Origin of the sequence: Pseudomonas fluorescens, from assembly GCF_900215245.1 — a bacterium.
Classification (GTDB): Bacteria; Pseudomonadota; Gammaproteobacteria; order Pseudomonadales; family Pseudomonadaceae; genus Aquipseudomonas; species Aquipseudomonas fluorescens.
In genome coordinates this window covers 5,829,933-5,849,065 of the sequence record NZ_LT907842.1, presented here as the reverse complement: position 1 = coordinate 5,849,065, position 19,133 = coordinate 5,829,933, and the positions used below count along the sequence as shown (strand labels likewise).

Annotated in this window: 16 protein-coding genes; 5 read left to right on the top strand and 11 right to left on the bottom strand. The window is 60.1% G+C overall.

The annotated features are described in order from the left end of the window. Positions 1-9: 9 nt before the first annotated feature. The 3 genes from CPH89_RS26990 to CPH89_RS26980 all read right to left on the bottom strand — a co-directional run bounded on the left by CPH89_RS26990 (position 10) and on the right by CPH89_RS26980 (position 2,943). Positions 10-726: a GntR family transcriptional regulator gene (locus CPH89_RS26990; RefSeq protein WP_053255776.1), complete on the bottom strand. Its 717-nt coding sequence runs from the start codon at positions 724-726 to the stop codon at positions 10-12. A gap of 18 nt (positions 727-744) precedes the next feature. After that, the gene (locus CPH89_RS26985) at positions 745-1,446 is read right to left on the bottom strand and encodes a FadR/GntR family transcriptional regulator (protein WP_053255777.1); all 702 of its coding nucleotides are present in this window, start codon (positions 1,444-1,446) and stop codon (positions 745-747) included. A gap of 171 nt (positions 1,447-1,617) precedes the next feature. Continuing rightward, on the bottom strand, positions 1,618-2,943 hold the full coding sequence (locus tag CPH89_RS26980) for a C4-dicarboxylate transporter DctA (protein ID WP_232005473.1): 1,326 nt from the start codon (positions 2,941-2,943) through the stop codon (positions 1,618-1,620). A 217-nt stretch (positions 2,944-3,160) separates the two neighbouring features. Here CPH89_RS26980 and CPH89_RS26975 point away from each other — a divergent pair, with 217 nt between their 5' ends. After that, positions 3,161-3,790, top strand: a complete 630-nt coding sequence (locus CPH89_RS26975; RefSeq protein ID WP_053255779.1) for a DNA-3-methyladenine glycosylase I — start codon at positions 3,161-3,163, stop codon at positions 3,788-3,790. A gap of 113 nt (positions 3,791-3,903) precedes the next feature. Here the strand turns inward: CPH89_RS26975 and CPH89_RS26970 are convergent, their stop codons facing one another. From CPH89_RS26970 to CPH89_RS26940, 7 genes are all read right to left on the bottom strand, one after another. Continuing rightward, positions 3,904-4,671, bottom strand: a complete 768-nt coding sequence (locus CPH89_RS26970) for an SDR family oxidoreductase (RefSeq protein ID WP_053255780.1) — start codon at positions 4,669-4,671, stop codon at positions 3,904-3,906. A 10-nt stretch (positions 4,672-4,681) separates the two neighbouring features. Next, entirely contained in the window at positions 4,682-5,749 is a 1,068-nt protein-coding gene (locus CPH89_RS26965) for a phosphotransferase family protein (protein WP_053255781.1), read from the bottom strand. 130 nt (positions 5,750-5,879) lie between these two features. After that, positions 5,880-7,736 (bottom strand): pilus assembly protein TadG-related protein, encoded by a 1,857-nt coding sequence (locus CPH89_RS26960; RefSeq protein WP_053255782.1) that lies wholly within the window; start codon positions 7,734-7,736, stop codon positions 5,880-5,882. Positions 7,737-7,826: 90 nt separating this feature from the next. Continuing rightward, positions 7,827-8,777: a 2-hydroxyacid dehydrogenase gene (locus tag CPH89_RS26955; protein ID WP_053255783.1), complete on the bottom strand. Its 951-nt coding sequence runs from the start codon at positions 8,775-8,777 to the stop codon at positions 7,827-7,829. A gap of 93 nt (positions 8,778-8,870) precedes the next feature. Continuing rightward, a complete protein-coding gene (locus CPH89_RS26950) occupies positions 8,871-9,398 on the bottom strand; it encodes a cysteine hydrolase family protein (protein WP_053255784.1) in 528 nt (175 codons plus the stop codon). A 305-nt stretch (positions 9,399-9,703) separates the two neighbouring features. Further along, positions 9,704-10,144: a hypothetical protein gene (locus CPH89_RS26945; protein ID WP_053256498.1), complete on the bottom strand. Its 441-nt coding sequence runs from the start codon at positions 10,142-10,144 to the stop codon at positions 9,704-9,706. 77 nt (positions 10,145-10,221) lie between these two features. Beyond that, positions 10,222-10,722, bottom strand: coding sequence for a DUF4822 domain-containing protein (locus CPH89_RS26940; protein ID WP_053255785.1), 501 nt, complete (start codon positions 10,720-10,722; stop codon positions 10,222-10,224). Positions 10,723-11,135: 413 nt separating this feature from the next. Here CPH89_RS26940 and CPH89_RS26935 point away from each other — a divergent pair, with 413 nt between their 5' ends. The 3 genes from CPH89_RS26935 to CPH89_RS26925 all read left to right on the top strand — a co-directional run bounded on the left by CPH89_RS26935 (position 11,136) and on the right by CPH89_RS26925 (position 14,800). Continuing rightward, positions 11,136-12,413: a serine/threonine transporter gene (locus CPH89_RS26935; RefSeq protein WP_053255786.1), complete on the top strand. Its 1,278-nt coding sequence runs from the start codon at positions 11,136-11,138 to the stop codon at positions 12,411-12,413. Positions 12,414-12,540: 127 nt separating this feature from the next. Next, positions 12,541-13,158, top strand: coding sequence for a ParB-like protein (locus tag CPH89_RS26930; RefSeq protein WP_053255787.1), 618 nt, complete (start codon positions 12,541-12,543; stop codon positions 13,156-13,158). Continuing rightward, the gene (locus CPH89_RS26925) at positions 13,148-14,800 is read left to right on the top strand and encodes a SulP family inorganic anion transporter (RefSeq protein ID WP_053255788.1); all 1,653 of its coding nucleotides are present in this window, start codon (positions 13,148-13,150) and stop codon (positions 14,798-14,800) included. The genes CPH89_RS26930 and CPH89_RS26925 overlap by 11 nt, the downstream gene beginning before the upstream one ends. A 50-nt stretch (positions 14,801-14,850) precedes the next feature. Here CPH89_RS26925 and acnB read toward each other — a convergent pair whose 3' ends face one another. Next, the gene (acnB, locus tag CPH89_RS26920; protein WP_053255789.1) at positions 14,851-17,460 is read right to left on the bottom strand and encodes a bifunctional aconitate hydratase 2/2-methylisocitrate dehydratase; all 2,610 of its coding nucleotides are present in this window, start codon (positions 17,458-17,460) and stop codon (positions 14,851-14,853) included. A 395-nt stretch (positions 17,461-17,855) separates the two neighbouring features. On the opposite strand from acnB, the gene CPH89_RS26915 reads away from it, so the two are divergent. Further along, positions 17,856-18,326, top strand: coding sequence for a DUF1289 domain-containing protein (locus tag CPH89_RS26915; RefSeq protein WP_053255790.1), 471 nt, complete (start codon positions 17,856-17,858; stop codon positions 18,324-18,326). Positions 18,327-19,133 lie beyond the last annotated feature (807 nt).

Genomic DNA, 19,133 nt, shown 5'->3' with positions numbered 1-19,133 from the left:
CATAACCGATTATGTCGGCTTTTTCGCAAACGTATCGCGGTTCAGTAGCTTGGTTTCCAGGTGATCCAGATGCCGCGTCATCAGGCTGACTGCGCTGTGCGCATCCTGTTGCTCGACCGCGTCGACAATGGCTGCGTGCTCCTGCCACGCACAGTAAGTGCAGGCGTGCGCCTCATATTGGGCAATGATCAGCGAGGTTAGCGGCACCAGGCTGTTGAGAAACTGCGCCAGGGGCGCATTGCGCGCCATCGCGGCCAATTGCAGGTGGAACTCCCCGGACAGGCGAATCGCCGGCCCGCGTTGATCGCGATCGATGCACTCACGTTCGCGAGCGATCAGCTCACGCAAGTGGCGAACCTGCGTCGGTGTGGCGTGCGCACACGCCAGTTGCACCACGGTGATTTCCGTCAGGCGCCGCGCTTCCAGAATCTGTTGGGTTTGCAGGGCGTCCGGCGCGGCCACTTGGGCGCGCTGGTTGGGGCGCAGAATGATGACTTGCTGGTGCGACAGCTTTGCCAGTACCCGGCGAATCACACTGCGGCTGACACCAAACGTTTCGCCGAGGCTTTCTTCGGTAAAACGGCTGGCGGGGGCGATGCGTTGCTCCAGAATGGCGTCGAACAGGCGCGGGTAGATGTCTTCCACCGACGGCTTTTTACCGGCTACCAGGCGCATCGCGGGCAGGGCGGTGAAGACTGATTTGCGGTGCAGCGCGTGAGCGGTCATGGCCTGTCTCCAAAAAAGTCAGCTGCCCAGATGGTCGTCCGGGATGTTCAAGCGAATGCCCATGCGCAGGCCTTCCTGGAGGATGTGCCGACGCATTTCGGCACTCGCCAGGGCGCTGTTCTTGTTGCGGATCGCGCGCACCACGGCCTCGTTTTCCTGCAGACGTTCGGCCAGGTGTTCGGGTGAGTTACGCAACACCTGGGCGCTCTGCTTGAGGGCGTTGCTGGTCTGTTGCACCACGTTCTGGAAGATCGGGTTGGAGGTGAGGGCGAACAGTTCTTCGTGGAAGCCGATGTAGGCGTTCATGCCCGCTTCGGCATCGCCTGCATCCAGGGCTTCGCGCATGTCCATGAGCGTCAGGCGCAGTTGGCCGACTTCCTTGCTGCTGATGGACTGGGCGACCAGGCCGACGATGAAGGGCTCGAGGGTGTAGCGCAGTTGCAGAATGTCTTCGAGGCTGGCGTCCGCCACGGCGTCGCTCGATTGCGGTTCGCTGAGGCTGGTTTCCAGCACTACCACGCCCTTGCCCGGCATCGAACGCACCAGGCCGAGGGTTTCCAGGACGATCACGGCTTCACGCAGGCTCGGGCGGCTGATGCCCATCTGCTCGGCCAGTTCGCGCTGGCCGGGCAGCATTTCGCCACGCCGCCACTGGCCCCGCGCCAGGGCGGCGCGCAGCTTTTCGACGACTGAGTTGACGACGGTTGAGGTGCTGATCACGTCTACGTCTCCTTGATAGTGCAAATACGGTGGCCAAACTGGCGACGATCAAACTGTGGGAGCGGGCTTGCTCGCGACGGCGTTGTGTCAGCTAAATAATAGGCTGACTGACACTCCGTATTCGCGAGCAAGCCCGCTCCCCCAGTTGATCGGTCTCTCACATGGAATGGGTCAGAACTCCTGATGCGCCGGCAACACCGGCTTCTTGGTCTGAAAGGCATAGCCTTGCTCGCCGTGCAGCACCTTGTTGGCGCGCTGGATATCGATGTCTTTTTCCCAGCGTGCAATGGCCACGGTGGCGACACAGTTGCCGATCAGGTTGGTCAGCGCGCGGCCGATACCCATGAACCAGTCCACCGCCAGCACCAGCACCAGGCCCACCACCGGAATCGCCGGAATGGCCGTGAGGGTCGCCGCCAGAATCACCAGCGCCGAGCCTGGAATCCCATGGGCGCCTTTGGAGGTGATCAGTGACACCAGCAAAATGGTCAGCAGGTCGGTCATCGACAACGGCGTGCCGGTGGCATTGGCGATAAACACGATGGCCAGGGTCAGGTAGATCGAGAAGCCGTCGAGGTTGAACGAGTAGCCGGTGGGAATCACCAGGCCGACCGTCGAGCTGCCGATGCCCAGGTGTTCAAGCTTGCGCATGATCTGCGGCAGCACGGCGTCGGACGACGCGGTGCCCATCACGATCAGCAGCTCTTCGCGCAGGTACTTGAGCAGCGGCAGCATGCGCAGGCCGGACAGGCGCATCACCAGGCCCAGCACCAGCCCGACAAAGGCAAAGCAGGTCAGGTAGAACAAACCCACCAGGCTGCCCAGGTGTTGCAGCGAATCCAGGCCATAAGTGCTGGTGGTGAAGGCGATGGCACCGAACACGCCGATGGGCGCCAGGCGTACGATCATGCCCATGATGCGGAAGATGACGTGGCTCAGCTCGTTGATCAGCCGCGAGATCCCGGAAGCGGCTTCACCCACCAGGTTCAGCGCGCTGCCGAACAGCACCGAGAACAGCAGCACTTGCAGCACATTGTTGTCGGCGAAGGCGCCGATCACCGAGTTGGGAATCAGCTCCATCAGGAACTGGCTGGTGCCGCGGATATGTTGGCCCTTGTCGGCCAGTTCATTCAGGCCGGCCGAGGACAACTGCTCCAGGTGGATATTGGCGCCGGTGCCGATGCCGGTGCTGAAGGCCATGATCAGGCCGATCACCAGGGCGACGGTGGTCAGTACTTCAAAATAGATCACTGACTTGAGGCCGATGCGCCCGACTTTCTTCAAGTCACCGGCCCCGGAAATACCACTGACCACCACGCAAAACACGATCAGGCCAATCAGCATCTTGATCAGCTTGATAAAGCCGTCACCCAGGGGTTTGAGTTGTGAGGAGAATTCGGGGAGGGCGAGGCCGCAGACGATGCCGAGCATCAGGCCAATCACGACTTGCAGGAAAATCGAACGCGAGCACCATCTGAGCATGGGAGGGATCTCTATTCGGTGCCCTGGTGGTTCCAGGGCTTAATTGTTGTGGTCTTACCGGTAAGTCCAGTGCGCGGCCAGTCTACGCCCGGTTTTTTTGAAATCACAAGTAAATATTCGCGGCTTGACCGGTCCCGGTCTGACCAGTTGGTCGGTGATGGCGATGCTTGAGCGGTTGGCGGGTCGGAAAAATTTTCGCTTATCATCCACCGCTTGTTACGCGAGGTGATGGATGGACAAACCAGGACTGACCACGGATGCCACGGGGCTGACCCACTGCACCTGGCGCACAGCGGCGCCGGAGTACCCGCGTTACCACGATGATGAATGGGGCGTGCCTGTCGCCGACGATACCCAGCTGTACGAGAAGATTTGCCTGGAAGGTTTTCAGGCGGGCATGGCCTGGATCACCATTTTGCGCAAGCGCGCGCAGTTCCGCGCCGCGTTTGACGGCTTTGACTTTCGCCGTGTGGCGCAATACACCGAGGCCGACATCGTGCGGCTGCTGAATGACCCGGGCATTGTGCGCAACCGCGCGAAGATCGTCTCGACCATCAACAATGCGCGCAGAGCGTGTGAACTGGTGGAGGAAACCGGCTCGCTGGCGCGCTGGCTGTGGGCATTTGAACCGGCTGATGAGGAGCGCCCACCGGTGGTGGACATGGCGTACTGGACAGGCAACCCGACATCACCGGCGTCGGTGCGTTTGTCGAAAGCCTTGAAGAAGCGCGGCTGGACCTTTGTCGGCCCGACCACGATGTATGCGCTGATGCAGGCCATGGGCATGGTCAATGACCACTTGGAAGGGTGTGCCTGCCGACCTCGCATCGAAGCGCTACGCCAGCAGTTCACACGCCCCTGAATCAACCGGCTTCAAGCTCGTGCATGATCGCGCTGTGCCGGTCAATCCAATGGCTGGCACGCCGCTGTCGCGGGCGTGCCAGCCCTCCTGGGGAGTTGGGTGGTTCCGGGCGGTCAGGACAGGAAACCACCGTCCACATTCAGTGATACGCCGGTGGTGTAGCTGGAGGCATCGCTGGCCAGGAACAGCACTGCGCCGGCCATTTCGCTCGGGTCCGCCACGCGCTTGAGCGGGATCTGCGCCAGGGCCATTTTCAGGATCGCGTCGTTCTTCACCAGCGCCGAGGCGAACTTGGTGTCGGTCAGGCCGGGCAGCAGGGCGTTGCAACGGATGCCGAATTCGGCGCATTCCTTGGCGAACACCTTGGTCATGTTGATCACCGCGGCCTTGGTCACCGAGTAGATACCCTGGAATACGCCTGGGGAAATACCATTGATCGACGCCACGTTGATGATGCTGCCGCCGCCGTTAGCGCGCATCAGCTTGCCGGCTTCCACAGACATGAAGAAGTAGCCGCGAATGTTGACGTCAACCGTCTTCTGGAACGCGCCGAGGTCGGTGTCGAGCACGTTGCAGAACTGCGGGTTGGTCGCAGCATTGTTGACCAGGATATCCAGGCGCCCGAACTGTTCGCGGATACCGGCGAACACCTCGGTGATCTGTTCCATTTCGCCGATATGGCAGGCCACGGCCGTGGCCTTGCCGCCTGCGGCGATGATCGCATCGGCCACGTGCTGGCAGCCTTCCAGTTTGCGGCTGGAGACGATGACATGGGCGCCTTGCTGGGCGAGGAGCTTGGCGATGGCTTCACCGATACCGCGGCTGGCGCCGGAAACAAACGCAATCTTGCCGTCGAGGTCGAACAGGTGAGTCTTGGACATAAGGTTTCCTTCAGAGGGCGGATTTGTCGATGACATTCAGGCTCATTTGCTCCAGCAGCTTGTTCATATGAATGAACTGCGCAAAGCGTTTGTCCTGGGTTTGGCCGTGGAAAAAACGGTAATAGATCTGCTGCACGATACCGGCCAGACGGAACAGGCCGTAGGTGTAGTAGAAATCGAAATTGTCGATCCGGATGCCGGCGCGCTCGGCGTAGTAATCGACGAACTGACGGCGCGTGAGCATGCCGGGTGCGTTGCTCGGCTGGCGGCGCATCAGTTGCACGGGCGCCGGGTCAGCGGCTTCGATCCAGTAGGCGAGGGTGTTGCCCAAATCCATCAGCGGGTCGCCCAACGTGGTCAGTTCCCAGTCGAGCACGCCGATGATTTGCATCGGGTTGTCGGGGTCGAGGATCACATTGTCGAAGCGGTAGTCGTTGTGCACGATGCTGGAGGTGGGGTGGTCGGCCGGCATCTTGTCGTTGAGCCATGCACGCACCGCTTCCCAGCTTGGGGCATCGGGGGTCAGGGCTTTTTCGTAGCGGTCGCTCCAGCCGCGAATCTGGCGCTCTACGTAGCCTTCAGGCTTGCCCAGGTCGGCCAGGCCGCAGGCGCTGTAATCGACCTGGTGCAGTTCAACGAACTTGTCGATAAAGCTTTTGCACAGGGCTTCGGTCCTGGCCGCATCCAGGCCCAGCTCAGGCGGCAGGTCGGAGCGCAGAATAATCCCGTTGACCCGTTCCATTACATAGAACTCGGCGCCGATCACCGACTCATCGGTGCAATGCACATAGGCTTTGGGGCAATAGGGAAAGCCGTCTTTCAGCTGGTTGAGAATGCGGTACTCGCGGCCCATGTCATGGGCAGACTTGGCCTTGTGGCCAAACGGCGGGCGCCGCAGCACGAATTCCTGGCCTGGGTATTCGAGCAGGTAAGTCAGGTTCGACGCGCCACCGGGGAACTGGCTGATGTTAACCGCGCCGCTCAAGCCCGGAATGTGGGCCTTGAGGTAGGGATCGATCAGGCTGGCATCAAGTTCTTCGCCTGGGCGAATCTGGGTCGATTGGTCGTTAAGCGCCATGCTTATCCCTTCTGCTTATTCTAAAGGCCTTGGACTATTGGCTAATCTAATGCGCACCGCCGCCCAGCGACAAGGTCGGGGCGGCTTAATAGGTTAGCGTGTTGGATGATGATCAGCGGGCTTGATGTGTTCAAATCACCAGCATCGCCCGGCCACCGGGGTTGCAGGACAGGTTGGCACCTATTTCGACTTTTGCCAGGTCGATGCCCAGGCCGGCGAGCAGGCTGTTGACCAGTGGGTCGAGCAATGGGCTGAGCACGCTTGAAATGACACCGCTGAGCAGGTTCAGCACCTCGGTCAGTATGCCGACCACCAGGCCGAGCACTAAGCCTAGCAACCCGTCGAGCGTCGGTGTGTGGCTGGTTAACCGGATACCGTTGAGGGTGTTGCTCAGGCTGCCGATGACGTTAGTGGAACTGAAGCTGTAATAGCTCGGCGGCTGCTTCACCTCCGCAGGCGCCACGTAGACATGGTCGCGGGTGGTCTTGGCCACGCTGCTGTCGACCCTCAGGCTGAGGCCGCCGACTGCGTAGGGTTGCCTGGGCTCGCACACGCCCCGGCTGCATTTTTTGACGCCGAGGTCGAGCAGCGCAAAGTCGTCGACTTTGAGGGTTTCGGTGGAGGAGAACAGGTTTTTCGGATCTATCTGGCCCACCATCAATCTCACCGCCGACGTGCTGCCTGTCACGGCCAATGATTTGTCGGCGGGGCCGTTGCAGCGGTAGCCGGTGACGTAACTGCTCCCGCTGGCAGCTTCGAGGGCGATGTCGATTTGCGTGCCCGGCACCGGATCGAGTGAGCTGCCCAGCAGCAAGCCCACCACATCGGTGACCAGACCGATCACTTTGTTGAGCACGTCGATGACGGGCAACTTCAAGGAAATCCAGGTGCGGACTTGCGCGGTCCGCACAAAAATCGGCTGGGTGTCGATCAACTGCGGGTTGCCAATCGCAGAAATTTGCGCGGGTTCGATGACACGTGTCTTCACCGTGATATTCAGCAGCCCCAGTACGTCCACCGGCAACTCGACGGCCACCGCGCTGGCTTTGTTGGACAGCTGCACAAAACCCTGAATCAGGTTGAACAGTTGCAGGTTGACGTCCAGGGCGCTCTTGTCCGTGCCGTTTTGTATATTGATCAGGTCGCCCAGGTGCAGGATCTGCGTGCCTGGGGCAATCAGTTTGATTGCTTCGAGGTTATTGATCACCACCTGGACTGCATTACCGCCCAGCTTGAGCACATCGATGGCGGCCTGGATCAACTGGCCGACGGTCGCGTCGGTCTTGAGCAACTGGTCGTAGTTGCCGGCGCTGACGTTGAGGCGGATGGCCAACGCGTCCAGATAGCTGAGCAAGCTGATGTCGGTGTTGATCAAGCCTTTCCAGCCCACTGCATCGATCTGCAATTTGCCCCCCAGCAAGCCGCCGATCAAGCCGTTGAGTGCCGCCGATTTGGTGCTGTCCACCGTCAACAAGGTACTGCGAACGGTCAGCGTCGCCACAGGCGGCGCGGGTGCGGCGGCGACCGCCGTGGCGCTCAAAAGCGAGGTCTGGCTGAGGGTTCGCGCCGAGAATAATGTGTGGATGGCGTCGCCGATGCTGGTGGCGACGCGATGGGTGGCGATGACCCGGATGGCGTCGGCCTTGGTGGGGTCGGCGCTGAAGGTGCGCATGAAGTCTGCCCCTGTGGCCAGGGTGCCGCAGGCGATTGCCAGCGTGCGATCGGCATCGACCTTGAAGTTGTTGCGTTCCGCGCTTTGCGTGGCAAATTGCGCGGCATTGTTATTCGGCGCAGCGCAGGTGCCGCCGCGGCTCACCGCTTCCAGTGCCGCGGTATCGGCCACACGTTGTAACTTGCGCTTCTCCAGGTACAAACGACCGCTGTCGACCACCAGCAACACAAACAACAATGCGATCCCAAGGGTCACTGCGCCCACCAGACCGATGGCCCCGCGTTGGCGGGCCGGGCCGAGTCCATGGCCAAACATTGTGCGTTCCTTCGCCGGTCATGCACCGACGTCCTGAGCATCCCCGCCAACAGTGTAGTCAGGTTTTGCGCAGGCGCTGGCTAATCGCTACTAGTTGCGTGGTGGCAAGGTAACGGGGGTCAGCACGGGGCGGCCCGCGAAGTATTCCACCAGGTTGTCGGCCACGCGCTGCACGGTGTCATGGGCCGCTTCCGGCGACAGCCCGGCCACATGGGAGGTGAGCACGGTGTTGCTCAGGCGTTTGAGGGCGTCGGGCACTTTTGGCTCATCGTCAAACACGTCTAGCGCGGCGCCGCCGATACGCCGCTGCTCCAGGGCGGCCACCAGGTCTGCGGTCACGACCACACTGCCGCGCCCGATGTTCACCAGGTAACCGTGCGGGCCGAGGGCGTCCAGGGCGTGGCGATCAATCAGGTGACGGGTGCTTGCGCCGCCGGGTGTCGCCAGGATCAGGAAGTCCGATGTGCGCGCAAGCTCCACGGCCGTTGCGCAATAGGTGTAGTCGACGTCATCGCGGGGCTGGCGGTTGTGGTAACTCACCTCCATGCCGAACCCGAGGGCGGCGCGCTTGGCGATTTCCATGCCCACCGCGCCAAGGCCGAGAATGCCCAGGTGTTTGCCGCCCAGGGAAGGGCGCATCACCTTCGGCCATTCGCTGCGCCGCACAGCGGCATCCGTTTGCGGAATGCCGCGCACCAGCGAGAGCAGCAACGCCATGGCGTGGTCGGCCACCGACGGTGCGTTCACGCCCGCGCCGTTGGTCACAACAATCCCGCGATTGCTCGCCGCCTGCAGGTCCACATGCTCGTAGCCGGCGCCGATCACGCAGATGATCTCCAGCAGCGGCAGCGCAGCGATTTCCTCGGCATACAAGCCCAACGGCCCACGGGTCAGCACCGCCTTGATCTGCCCACCATGAGCCTTGATCGCCTGGGCGCGCTCGGCTGGCGTCGGCGCCAGAATCACATGAAAGTCGTTGCTCTCAATGATTTGCAGGTATTCGTTTATGGTTTCAACCAGGACCAGAACAGTGGTGGGCATCGGAAGGCTCTTCCTGAAGGGTTTGAGAGGATAAGTATGCGCGATTTGTAAGACAGAACGTTTTGTTCAGTCACAAAAAATCCCGCCTTGGTATCACTGGAACTCAATAGTCTGCGCTGTCACCCGCTTCACGAATGCCCCGGCCAAGGTCGCATTGTGATGCGCGATGATCGCCTCGGCCGACAACGCCGGCGTGTCCATGCAAGTATGGCCGTCCTGCGGCAATACCACCGAAAACCCCAGCTCCGCCGCCACTCGGCAAGTGGTGTCGATGCAGAACTGGGTCTTCATCCCGACAATCACCAGCTCATTGACCTGCGCGGCGGCCAACTGATTCGCCAGATCGGTCCCCAGGAAGCAACTGGGCCGGGTTTTATTGAACAGGTGGTCGCGCGCTTCGTCGACGTCCAGGCCGTGCCACAGCTGCCAGAGCGGACTGCCGGCTTCAATCGGCGAGCCTGCCGGGCCAGTGTGCCGGGCAACAAAGATCGCTGCGTTGGCGCTGCGGGCGCGATGAATAAGGTGGTTGATGGTGTCGAGCACCCGTTCGCGCTCGAAGGGTTTCTCCGGCCCATCGTATAAACCGGTTTGCATATCGATAATCAGCAGGGCGTTTGCCATGGTCTTGCTCCTTGCAGTGGCCAGCGGGCGGAGCAATAAAAAGGCCCCGTCCATTACTGGCGGGGCCTTGGGTTGTTTCTGGGGGGCTCTAGTTCACGCACCCACAGCAACCGCACGACCCGCCATAAGCGGTCGTGGTGGTGCTGGTGAGGGGGCGATGAGTAAAGTTCATGGCCCGATCATGCTGGCGTGTGCGCGCGACTGTCAACGGGGGCGTCGAGTCTTTTGGCACGCTAATGGGGGTTTTTACGGCGTTAAGCAAGTCATCTGTCGCACGAGGCAGAGCCGTCCAGCCGTGAGAACGCCTATTGCGTCGCGTCAGCCTGCCGCGCCTTGAGTTGCGCTGCCTGTGCTATCGGCATGAAATCATAGGTGGGGAAAAATTCTGTGTTGTAAACGCCCCAGGCGGTGTTTTCGATTGCTAAATTGACCTCAGCCAAGCGCGAGGCCGGAAGGCGCAGGACGATGACCTGTCCGATGCCCATGGTGATATTCCAACTGACGACTTCCACGCCGGCGGGCGGGAATACCTTGTGAAATTCCTGCTGGGCCAGTTGCGTCTTCAACGCACTTAACGGGCGTGACTGGTCGTGTTTAAGGAAGACGGTCAACATGACGGCGTTGTCGGCCGTGGCGGCAATGTGTTTGGTGCTGGAAGTTGTCCCGGTTTGTGCGATGACCATGCCTGGAAGCAGGAGGGCCGTAAGCAGAGCAGGTAATAACAGTGACTTGCCGGGTATGTGCATGTTCATGGTTGGGTACCTTGTTTGTTGTTTTTATAGAACGAGTTAGTCCGGTATTTCAATGCGGCGCGTGAAGTTGGTTAGTTGGACATGGCTGTCTTTAGGGGCCCTTTGTAAGGGGCGTGCACCACATATATGCGAACCGTCGGCTGGTTGGCTACGCTGTCGCGTGGTACTTCCCGAGAGTAGGTGAATTCGCTGTTGTCCAGCTTTTCCAGGCGCCTGACAACCGTTCTGACAGGTCCCACGTCAGGCACCAGAATGTGGGTTTTCCTGTCGCCCGTGATCAGGAAATACCCGCCACCGCCATCCGCGTATTTTGATCGACCGGTCTCGGTGTAAAAGAACTCATAGCGATTTCGTTGAGCGTCCCACATCGATATGCCGACCACGCCGGGGTAGTTTGCCTTGACGTCTTTATCCGGTTCCCCCTCGATATAGACCTTGGTGGTTAACCATTGAGGCGAGGACGCCAGTGCGCGGATATCCCGTTCAGGCTCTACTGGTTGTGCATGACTATTGGGCGGGTTGAATATCCCTGCCAGAAGCAGACCGGCAAATACGACAGTGAGTCTTCGCATATATACCCCCAGTGAACTCAATAAGTGTTTACCTCAAGTGCGTGGCGGATAGTAGGTTGGCGGGTTGAGTTTGCTCAATGGCTATGAATGTTCCTGTAACAGTTAAAGTGGTGTTTTAGTGAAAATATAATTTAGATGCGGGCAGTGTCTTGTCGTGCTGTAGGGTATTTCTTGAAAAGCTCGAACTCCTAAAGGGATGCGCGCTGTGTATGTGCCGTGTTTACGCGACTCCTCAGTGTTCACAAACCGCAGCCAATGCTGTCCGTGCACGCCTGCCGCGGCTAACCATTCCTCTGCTAAGTCTTTGCTTATTCACAAGAATCCCGGACAATCGCGCCCCTGTTATGGTCGGGGCGCTGCCTGTCAGGTTTTTCTGACTCGCCCCGGCCGTGAAAATGCGGAGATCCGACCGGATGAATGATCAGGCCAATAGCGTCGACGAACGCTATGCAACGACACCTGCAACCCTCACAAGCTGGAGCCGCCAGGACACCACCTGGATGCTTGGGCTGTTCGGCACCGCCATCGGCGCCGGTACTTTGTTTTTGCCGATCAACGCGGGCCTGGGGGGCTTCTGGCCACTGGTGATCCTGGCGCTGCTGGCATTTCCGATGACCTTCTTTGCCCACCGTGGGCTGACCCGTTTCGTACTGTCCGGCCGCGAAGGTTCCGACATTACCGACGTGGTTGAAGAGCATTTCGGGCTCAAAGCCGGTGCGTTGATCACCTTGTTGTACTTCTTTGCCATCTTCCCGATCCTGCTGATCTACAGCGTGGCGCTGACCAACACCGTCAGCAGCTTCATGGAACACCAACTGCACATCCTGCCGCCGCCGCGGGCGATCCTGGCATTTGTGCTGATTCTGGGGTTGTTGGCGGTGGTGCGTTGCGGCGAACAAGTAATCGTCAAGGCGATGAGCCTGATGGTCTATCCGTTTATCGTCGCCTTGCTGTTCCTGGCGGTGTACCTGGTCCCGCATTGGACCGGCGGCATCCTCAGCACCGCCAGCGAGGTGCCGGCGCCGTCGGCGTTGCTCAACACGCTGTGGCTGGCGATTCCGGTGATGGTGTTCTCGTTCAACCATTCGCCGATCATCTCGGCGTTCGCGGTTGACCAGAAGCGCCAGTACGGCGCCAATGCCGATGAGCGCAGTTCGCAGATCCTGTCCCGTGCGCACCTGTTGATGGTGGTGATGGTGCTGTTCTTCGTGTTCAGCTGCGTGCTGACCCTGTCGCCGGCGCAGTTGGCCGAAGCGAAAGCGCAGAACCTGTCGATCCTGTCGTACCTGGCCAACCACTTCGACAACCCGACCATCGCCTTCGCCGCGCCATTGATTGCATTCGTGGCGATTGCCAAGTCATTCCTGGGCCACTACATCGGTGCCAGCGAAGGCCTCAAGGGCCTGGTGCTTAAAACCGGTCGCCGCCCGGCAGCCAAGGCGCTGGACCGCATGACCGCTGCGTTCATGCTGGTGGTGTGCTGGATCGTCGCCACGCTTAACCCGAGCATCCTTGGCATGATCGAAACACTGGGCGGCCCGATCATCGCGTCGATCCTGTTCCTGATGCCGATGTACGCGATCCGTAAAGTGCCGGCCATGGCCAAGTACCGTGGGCAGGCCTCCAACGTGTTTGTCACCGCAGTGGGCTTGGTTGCGATTACGGCATTGATCTACTCGCTGCTGTCCTGACGGCAGGCTGCACCCACCAGGGCCGATTCGCGCACAGCGTGAATCGGCTTTTTTTTCGCGTGGGAAAAACTCGCCCATCAATGAGGGCTAAGCTGTCGGCTTATTGGTTCCCTATTTGGAGGCACCCATGGCCCGGCCCCGTCCGCAACTGGTCACAGGCAAGCTGGAAAAGTTGCACCCCACCCAATTGACCGTGGGTCTGGCTGAGGTCACCACCAAGCGCGAAGCCTGGACCAAACTCAAGCGCAAGGAGCGCACTGCGGCGCTCGACAAGCACTGGTTTCCTTGCGTGCTCGGCCCGGACGAGCGTTATTACATCACCGATCATCACCATTTCGGGCTGGCGCTGCTGTTGGAGGGCGTCAAGAGTGTGTCGCTGTTGATGCTCAAGGACCTGTCATTTGTGGACCGCAACACGTTCTGGAACGTCATGGCGTTCAATCAGTGGGTACACCCTTACGATGCGCGTGGCCTGCGACGTACCTACGAAGCCATTCCGCGCAAGATTACCGACTTGCAGGACGACCCTTACCGCAGCCTGGCGGGCATGTTGCGCACGGCTGGCGGTTACGCCAAGGACGCGACGCCGTTCAGCGAGTTTCTGTGGGCGGATTTCTTGCGCAGCCGCATTGGCAGCGACGTGGCCAGCCAGCCAAACGCCAAGGTGTTAAGCAAGGTCATGCTCCTGGCACGCAGCCAGGAAGCGCGTTATTTGCCAGGATGGGTTGGGCCGATTGAAAACTGAAACCGAAACGCCTGTTGTCGTATCCCCCAATCGTACCCAAGACATTCTCGCCGGGTTGTCCATTGCCGGTTTACTGCTGCCGGAAGCCGTGGCGTATTCGAGCATTGCCGCACTGCCGCCGCAGGCCGGTGTGATTGCCTTGTTTGCCGGGCTGGTGTGTTACGGCCTGTTCGGCACCAGTCGCTTTGCAATTGTCTCGGCGACGTCATCGTCTGCGGCGGTGTTGGCGGCAGCCACTGCGAGTCTGGCGGGCGATGACCCGGCGCTGAGGCTGTCCCTGGCGTTCGGGCTGGTGTTGATCACCGGGGGGCTTTTCCTGTTGGCCGGGTTGTTCAAACTCGGCGGTGTGACGTCGTTTATTGCCAAGCCGGTGTTGCGCGGCTTTGCGTTCGGCCTGGCGCTGACGATCATCCTCAAACAGTTGGCCAGCGTGGTGGGTGTGCACCTGGTCGATAACAACCTGATCCGCTTCCTGCCGCAGTTGCTGGAGCAACTACCCCGTTGGAACTGGCCGGCTGCGTGGGTGGCTGCGGCTGCATTGGGCGTATTGTGGCTGTGCGCGCGGATACCGCGTCTGCCGGGCGGGCTGTTGGTGGTGGTCCTCGGTATTGGTGCCGGGCAGTACCTGGATCTACAGGCCCATGGTGTCGCGCTGATCGGCCTGATCGACCTGCAGCTGGAATTGGGCCACTTGCCGGTCCTGCCGTTCGCGGACTGGTTGCGCCTCGGAGAATTGGCGTTTGCCCTAGTGATGATCCTGTATGCGGAGTCCTACGGCTCGATCAGTTCGTTCGCGCTTAAACACGGCGACCGGGTGTCATCCAATCGCGACCTGCTCGCGTTGGGTGCAGCCAACCTGATCTCCGGGTTATTCCACGGCGTGCCGGCCGGCGCGGGTTATTCGGCGACGTCGGCCAATGAGGCCGCCGGTGCCAGTTCACGTCTGGCCGGTATCGTTGCCGCGCTGGTGGTGTTGGTAATTGTGTTGACGGTGTTGCCGTATGTGGCGCTGACCCCGGAGCCGGTGCTCGCTGCCATCGTCATCTATGCACTGGGGCGTGGCTTGAGCCTGCAACCCCTGGGCCGTTACTTTGTGTGGCGGCGTGACCGTTTGCTGGTGATCTGTGCCGTGGCAGCCGTGCTGTTGCTGGGCGTACTGGACGGGCTGTTGGTGTCGGTGGCGATCAGCGTAGTGTTGATGTTGCGTCAGATGTCAGCGGCGGATATTCAGGTGCTGGGGCGTTTGGCTGACAGTCACGACTTTGTCGATCGCCAGCACCATCCGGATGCGTTGGACGTACCTGGCGTGTTGATCGTGCGGCCCAACGAAGCCCTGTTTTTCGCCAATGCCGAACGCATCCTCGGCGCGGCGTTGCGCCTGATGCGTCAATCGCAGGTCGAGGCCGTGGTGCTCAGCCTGGAAGAGTCGCCTGACCTCGATGGCACCAGTATCGAAGCGCTGGCGGCGTTTTTCGCGCAAGTGCGCGGGGAGGGCAAGCGCCTGGTACTGGCCCGCGTGCGGCATGAGGCTCGCGAGGTGTTGCAGAGCTTGCCTGAAGCCTCGGCGCAACAGGTCTTGCTCAGTGGCTTGAGCGTTGACGATGCGGTGCAGCTAGCGCTGAGTGTCAATTCCCAGGCATAAAAAAACGCCGCGCATCTTGCGATACGCGGCGTCCTTTACGTCAATACATCTTAGGCTTGAATCACCGGGATGTTGGCGCTTGCTGCGATTTTGCGGAACTCGGCGATCTGGTCGAAGTTCAGGTAGCGGTAAACGTCACTGGCCATGGTGTCCAGTTTGGCCGCGTAGCCCATGTACTCTTCGACCGTCGGCAGGCGACCCAGCGTGGAAGCTACAGCCGCCAGCTCAGCCGACGCCAGGTAGACGTTCGCGCCATCACCCAGACGGTTCGGGAAGTTACGCGTCGACGTCGACACAACCGTCGAGTTCGGCTCTACACGTGCCTGGTTACCCATGCACAGCGAGCAGCCCGGCATTTCCATGCGCGCGCCAGCCTTGCCGTAGATGCCGTAGTAACCTTCTTCGGTCAGTTGGTGAGCGTCCATCTTGGTCGGCGGCGACAGCCACAGACGGGTTGGCAGCTGACCCTTGACCTGTTCCAGCAGCTTACCGGCAGCGCGGAAGTGACCGATGTTGGTCATGCACGAACCGATGAACACTTCGTCGATCTTCTCGCCGGCAACGCTGGACAACAGACGGGCATCGTCCGGGTCGTTTGGCGCGCAGAGGATTGGCTCGTTGATTTCGGCCAGGTCGATTTCGATGATTTCGGCGTATTCCGCGTCGGCATCGGCTTCCATCAGCTCCGGGTTGGCAACCCAGGCTTCCATCGCTTGGGCGCGACGTTCCAGGGTACGTGCATCGCCGTAGCCTTCGCCGATCATCCAGCGCAGCAGGGTGATGTTGGAGTTCAGGTACTCGGTGACGGAATCTTTCGACAGCTTGATGGTGCAACCGGCAGCCGAACGTTCAGCCGAGGCGTCGGACAGCTCGAAAGCCTGTTCCAGCGTCAGGTCGTTCAGGCCTTCGATCTCCAGGATGCGGCCGGAGAAGGCGTTCTTCTTGCCTTTCTTCTCTACGGTCAGCAGGCCAGCCTGGATCGCGTAGTAAGGAATGGCGTGAACCAGGTCACGCAGGGTGATGCCAGGTTGCATTTTGCCTTTGAAGCGCACCAGGATCGATTCCGGCATGTCCAGTGGCATAACGCCAGTGGCTGCAGCGAAGGCGACCAGACCGGAACCGGCCGGGAACGAGATGCCCATCGGGAAACGGGTGTGGGAGTCACCACCGGTGCCGACGGTGTCCGGCAGCAGCATGCGGTTCAGCCAGCTGTGGATGATGCCGTCGCCTGGACGCAGCGATACACCGCCACGGGTCATGATGAAGTCAGGCAGGGTGTGGTGGGTGGTCACGTCGATCGGCTTTGGATAGGCCGCGGTGTGGCAGAACGACTGCATGACCAGATCGGTCGAGAAGCCCAGGCACGCCAGGTCTTTCAGTTCGTCACGGGTCATAGGACCGGTGGTGTCCTGAGAGCCTACGGTGGTCATTTTTGGTTCGCAGTAGGTGCCAGGACGAACGCCTTTGCCTTCTGCCAGGCCACAGGCACGGCCAACCATTTTCTGCGCCAGGGTGAAGCCCTTGGTGCTTTCAGCCGGCGCTTCCGGCAGTTTGAACAGGGTCGAAGGTGGCAGGCCCAGCTCGGCGCGCGCCTTCTCGGTCAGGCCACGGCCGATGATCAGCGGGATACGGCCGCCGGCACGCACTTCGTCCAACAGCACCGGAGTCTTCATTTCGAAGGTGGTCAGGACTTCGTCAGTGCCGTGTTTGCAGACTTTGCCAGCATGCGGGTACAGGTCGATCACGTCGCCCATGTTCATGTTGGTCACGTCGAATTCGATTGGCAGAGCGCCAGCATCTTCCATGGTGTTGTAGAAGATGGGAGCGATCTTGCTGCCGAAGCAGAAACCGCCGGCACGCTTGTTCGGCACGTAAGGCACGTCGTCGCCGAAGAACCAGAGTACCGAGTTGGTCGCCGACTTACGGGACGAACCGGTACCGACCACGTCACCGACGTAGGCGATCGGGAAGCCCTGGCCGCGCATCTCTTCGATCTGCTTCATCGGGCCGGTCTTGCCTTGCTCGTCCGGCACGATGCCTTCACGGGCCATTTTCAGCATGGCCAGGGCGTGCAGCGGGATGTCAGGACGGGACCAGGCATCAGGCGCAGGGGAGAGGTCGTCGGTGTTGGTTTCGCCAGTCACCTTGAACACGCGCAGGCTGATCTTGTCGGCCAGGGTCGGGCGGTTCTTGAACCACTCGCCGTCGGCCCAGGACTGGATCACGGCTTTGGCGTGTTCGTTGCCGTTCTTGGCTTTTTCAGCCACGTCGTGGAACGCATCGAACATCAGCAGGGTGTGCTTGAGTTGGGCGGCAGCTACCGGTGCAAGCGTGGCGTCGTCCAGCAACTCGACCAGCGTCACGATGTTGTAGCCGCCTTGCATGGTGCCAAGCAGTTCAACAGCGCGTTTCTTGTCGATCAGGGGGGAAGTGGCTTCGCCCTTGGCCAGGGCGGACAGGAAACCGGCCTTGACGTAGGCAGCTTCGTCAACGCCTGGTGGAATGCGGTTGGTGATCAGGTCAACGAGGAATTCTTCTTCGCCAGCCGGAGGATTTTTCAGCAGCTCGACCAGGCCTGCGGTTTGTTCGGCGTTAAGCGGCTGGGGAACGATACCCAGTGCTGCGCGCTCTTCGATATGTTTGCGGTAGGCTTCAAGCACAGTTATTACCCTCATCAGTGGTCCCACGGGACGCTCATCCAGAAATGAACGGCACGCATGCGCTCGGGGGCTTTTTGGGCCGCAAAGCCAGCGCTGCCGGCATTCCTCACAGAAGCTGCTTTCAAAGTTTTACGCCTGCAGAACGGAGCTGATGAGGGTTGGCGCGGGGTCTGACCTACCGGGTCAAATCCACGCCAACACCGTTCTGAAGGAACGACTGTGCTCGTGACGCTTTGAAAACAGCTTCCAGCGGATTATTGGCGCCTTACAAGGCCGGATGATTCTACGGCAAAAAAAATCTAAAGGTAAGTTGCCTAACCAAGTTTGCTGGGTGATCAATCTTAGACAAAGGGCTAACATGGCGCATTGTTTCGCTGATTTGCGTGTCGTTACCCATGCCCAACCAAACCATCAAGACCCCCTGCGTAGGCCTGTGCTCCACGGTGTACGGTGATCTCGTGTGCCGTGGCTGCAAGCGCTTCCACCACGAAGTGATCCTGTGGAATGGCTATAACGAAGAAGAAAAACGCGCGGTTTGGCTCAGGCTTGAGCAACTGTTGGTGCAGGTAATGGCCGGCAAACTGGAAGTCTTCGACCCCAAGATGCTGCGCGGGCAGTTGGAGCAGCGCAAGATTCGCTTCGTGCCGCACCAGTCGGAGTACTGCTGGGCATACCAGTTGATTGCGCGTGGTGCACGGGTGATTTCTAACCTGGAAGCTTACGGGATGGTGCTGTTGCCGGAGTTTCGTGACTGGGCGTTGCCGGAGCTGCGGGATGCCATTGATCGGGAGTTTTTTATCCTGTCCGAAGCGCATTATCAGCGTTATATCGCGCCGGGGTTTTTGAAAGACGCGCTGGGGCGCTGACTGCACAGGTCAATGTGGGAGCTGGCTTGCCTGCGATGGCTGTCTGCCAGGCGACACATCTTTGACTGATCTACCGCTATTGCAGCATAGGTATCTACGCAACTCTATTAGGTTGCTCTGAGCCTGTGAGGCGTTTAGGTAGATTGAGTACATATCCGTTGCTGCGGTAACGGCGGCTATTGGTTCCGCTCTTACAGCGGGTCACTTTTTTACAAACGCCTAAAAAAGTAACCAAAAAACGCTTTGCCCCACCACTCGGTACCTCGCCCAGGCTCGGTATGCCCGCACTCCGGCTTGAATCCGTGGGCCGCCGCAATGGGCCATCCCTGGCCCAGTGCGGCTAACCCGGCGTCCTGCCGGGTTACCCACGGATTCAAGCCTGCGTGAGGCCAGCGTGGTTAACGGGGCCTGTCAGATCAAGATCAACAGCAGATCAAGATCAAAAGCAGAGCACGGCGGCCTGACAGCCGACCTGAGTGGTAGAAGCAAAAGCACAGCAACACCACGTTTACCGGATGAAATGAGTTCCAAATGTGGGAGCGGGCTTGCTCGCGAAAGCGGTGTGCCAGTCGGCTTATTTGTAACTGACCCAGCGCATTCGCGAGCAAGCCCGCTCCCACAATGTTGACCGAGTTTAGCTGCCAGCACCGCAGTGTCCTGCTTTTCTGTGGGAGCTGGCTTGCCTGCGATGCAGACACCTCGGTACATCAGGCAAATCCAGTCGCAGACCCCATACCAGCTCCCAGATTGACCCAACACAGTCCGAAGAGCAGCCCACCCTCTGCCTGATGTACCCAGTTCCAAATG

Bases quoted from the DNA above. Each gene is read 5' to 3' on its own strand.
- CPH89_RS26990 (WP_053255776.1), bottom strand. From the start codon at position 726: ATGACCGCTCACGCGCTGCACCGCAAATCAGTCTTCACCGCCCTGCCC.
- CPH89_RS26975 (WP_053255779.1), top strand. From the start codon at position 3,161: ATGGACAAACCAGGACTGACCACGGATGCCACGGGGCTGACCCACTGC.
- CPH89_RS26970 (WP_053255780.1), bottom strand. From the start codon at position 4,671: ATGTCCAAGACTCACCTGTTCGACCTCGACGGCAAGATTGCGTTTGTT.
- CPH89_RS26965 (WP_053255781.1), bottom strand. From the start codon at position 5,749: ATGGCGCTTAACGACCAATCGACCCAGATTCGCCCAGGCGAAGAACTT.
- CPH89_RS26960 (WP_053255782.1), bottom strand. From the start codon at position 7,736: ATGTTTGGCCATGGACTCGGCCCGGCCCGCCAACGCGGGGCCATCGGT.
- CPH89_RS26955 (WP_053255783.1), bottom strand. From the start codon at position 8,777: ATGCCCACCACTGTTCTGGTCCTGGTTGAAACCATAAACGAATACCTG.
- CPH89_RS26950 (WP_053255784.1), bottom strand. From the start codon at position 9,398: ATGGCAAACGCCCTGCTGATTATCGATATGCAAACCGGTTTATACGAT.
- CPH89_RS26945 (WP_053256498.1), bottom strand. From the start codon at position 10,144: ATGCACATACCCGGCAAGTCACTGTTATTACCTGCTCTGCTTACGGCC.
- CPH89_RS26940 (WP_053255785.1), bottom strand. From the start codon at position 10,722: ATGCGAAGACTCACTGTCGTATTTGCCGGTCTGCTTCTGGCAGGGATA.
- CPH89_RS26935 (WP_053255786.1), top strand. From the start codon at position 11,136: ATGAATGATCAGGCCAATAGCGTCGACGAACGCTATGCAACGACACCT.
- CPH89_RS26930 (WP_053255787.1), top strand. From the start codon at position 12,541: ATGGCCCGGCCCCGTCCGCAACTGGTCACAGGCAAGCTGGAAAAGTTG.
- CPH89_RS26915 (WP_053255790.1), top strand. From the start codon at position 17,856: ATGCCCAACCAAACCATCAAGACCCCCTGCGTAGGCCTGTGCTCCACG.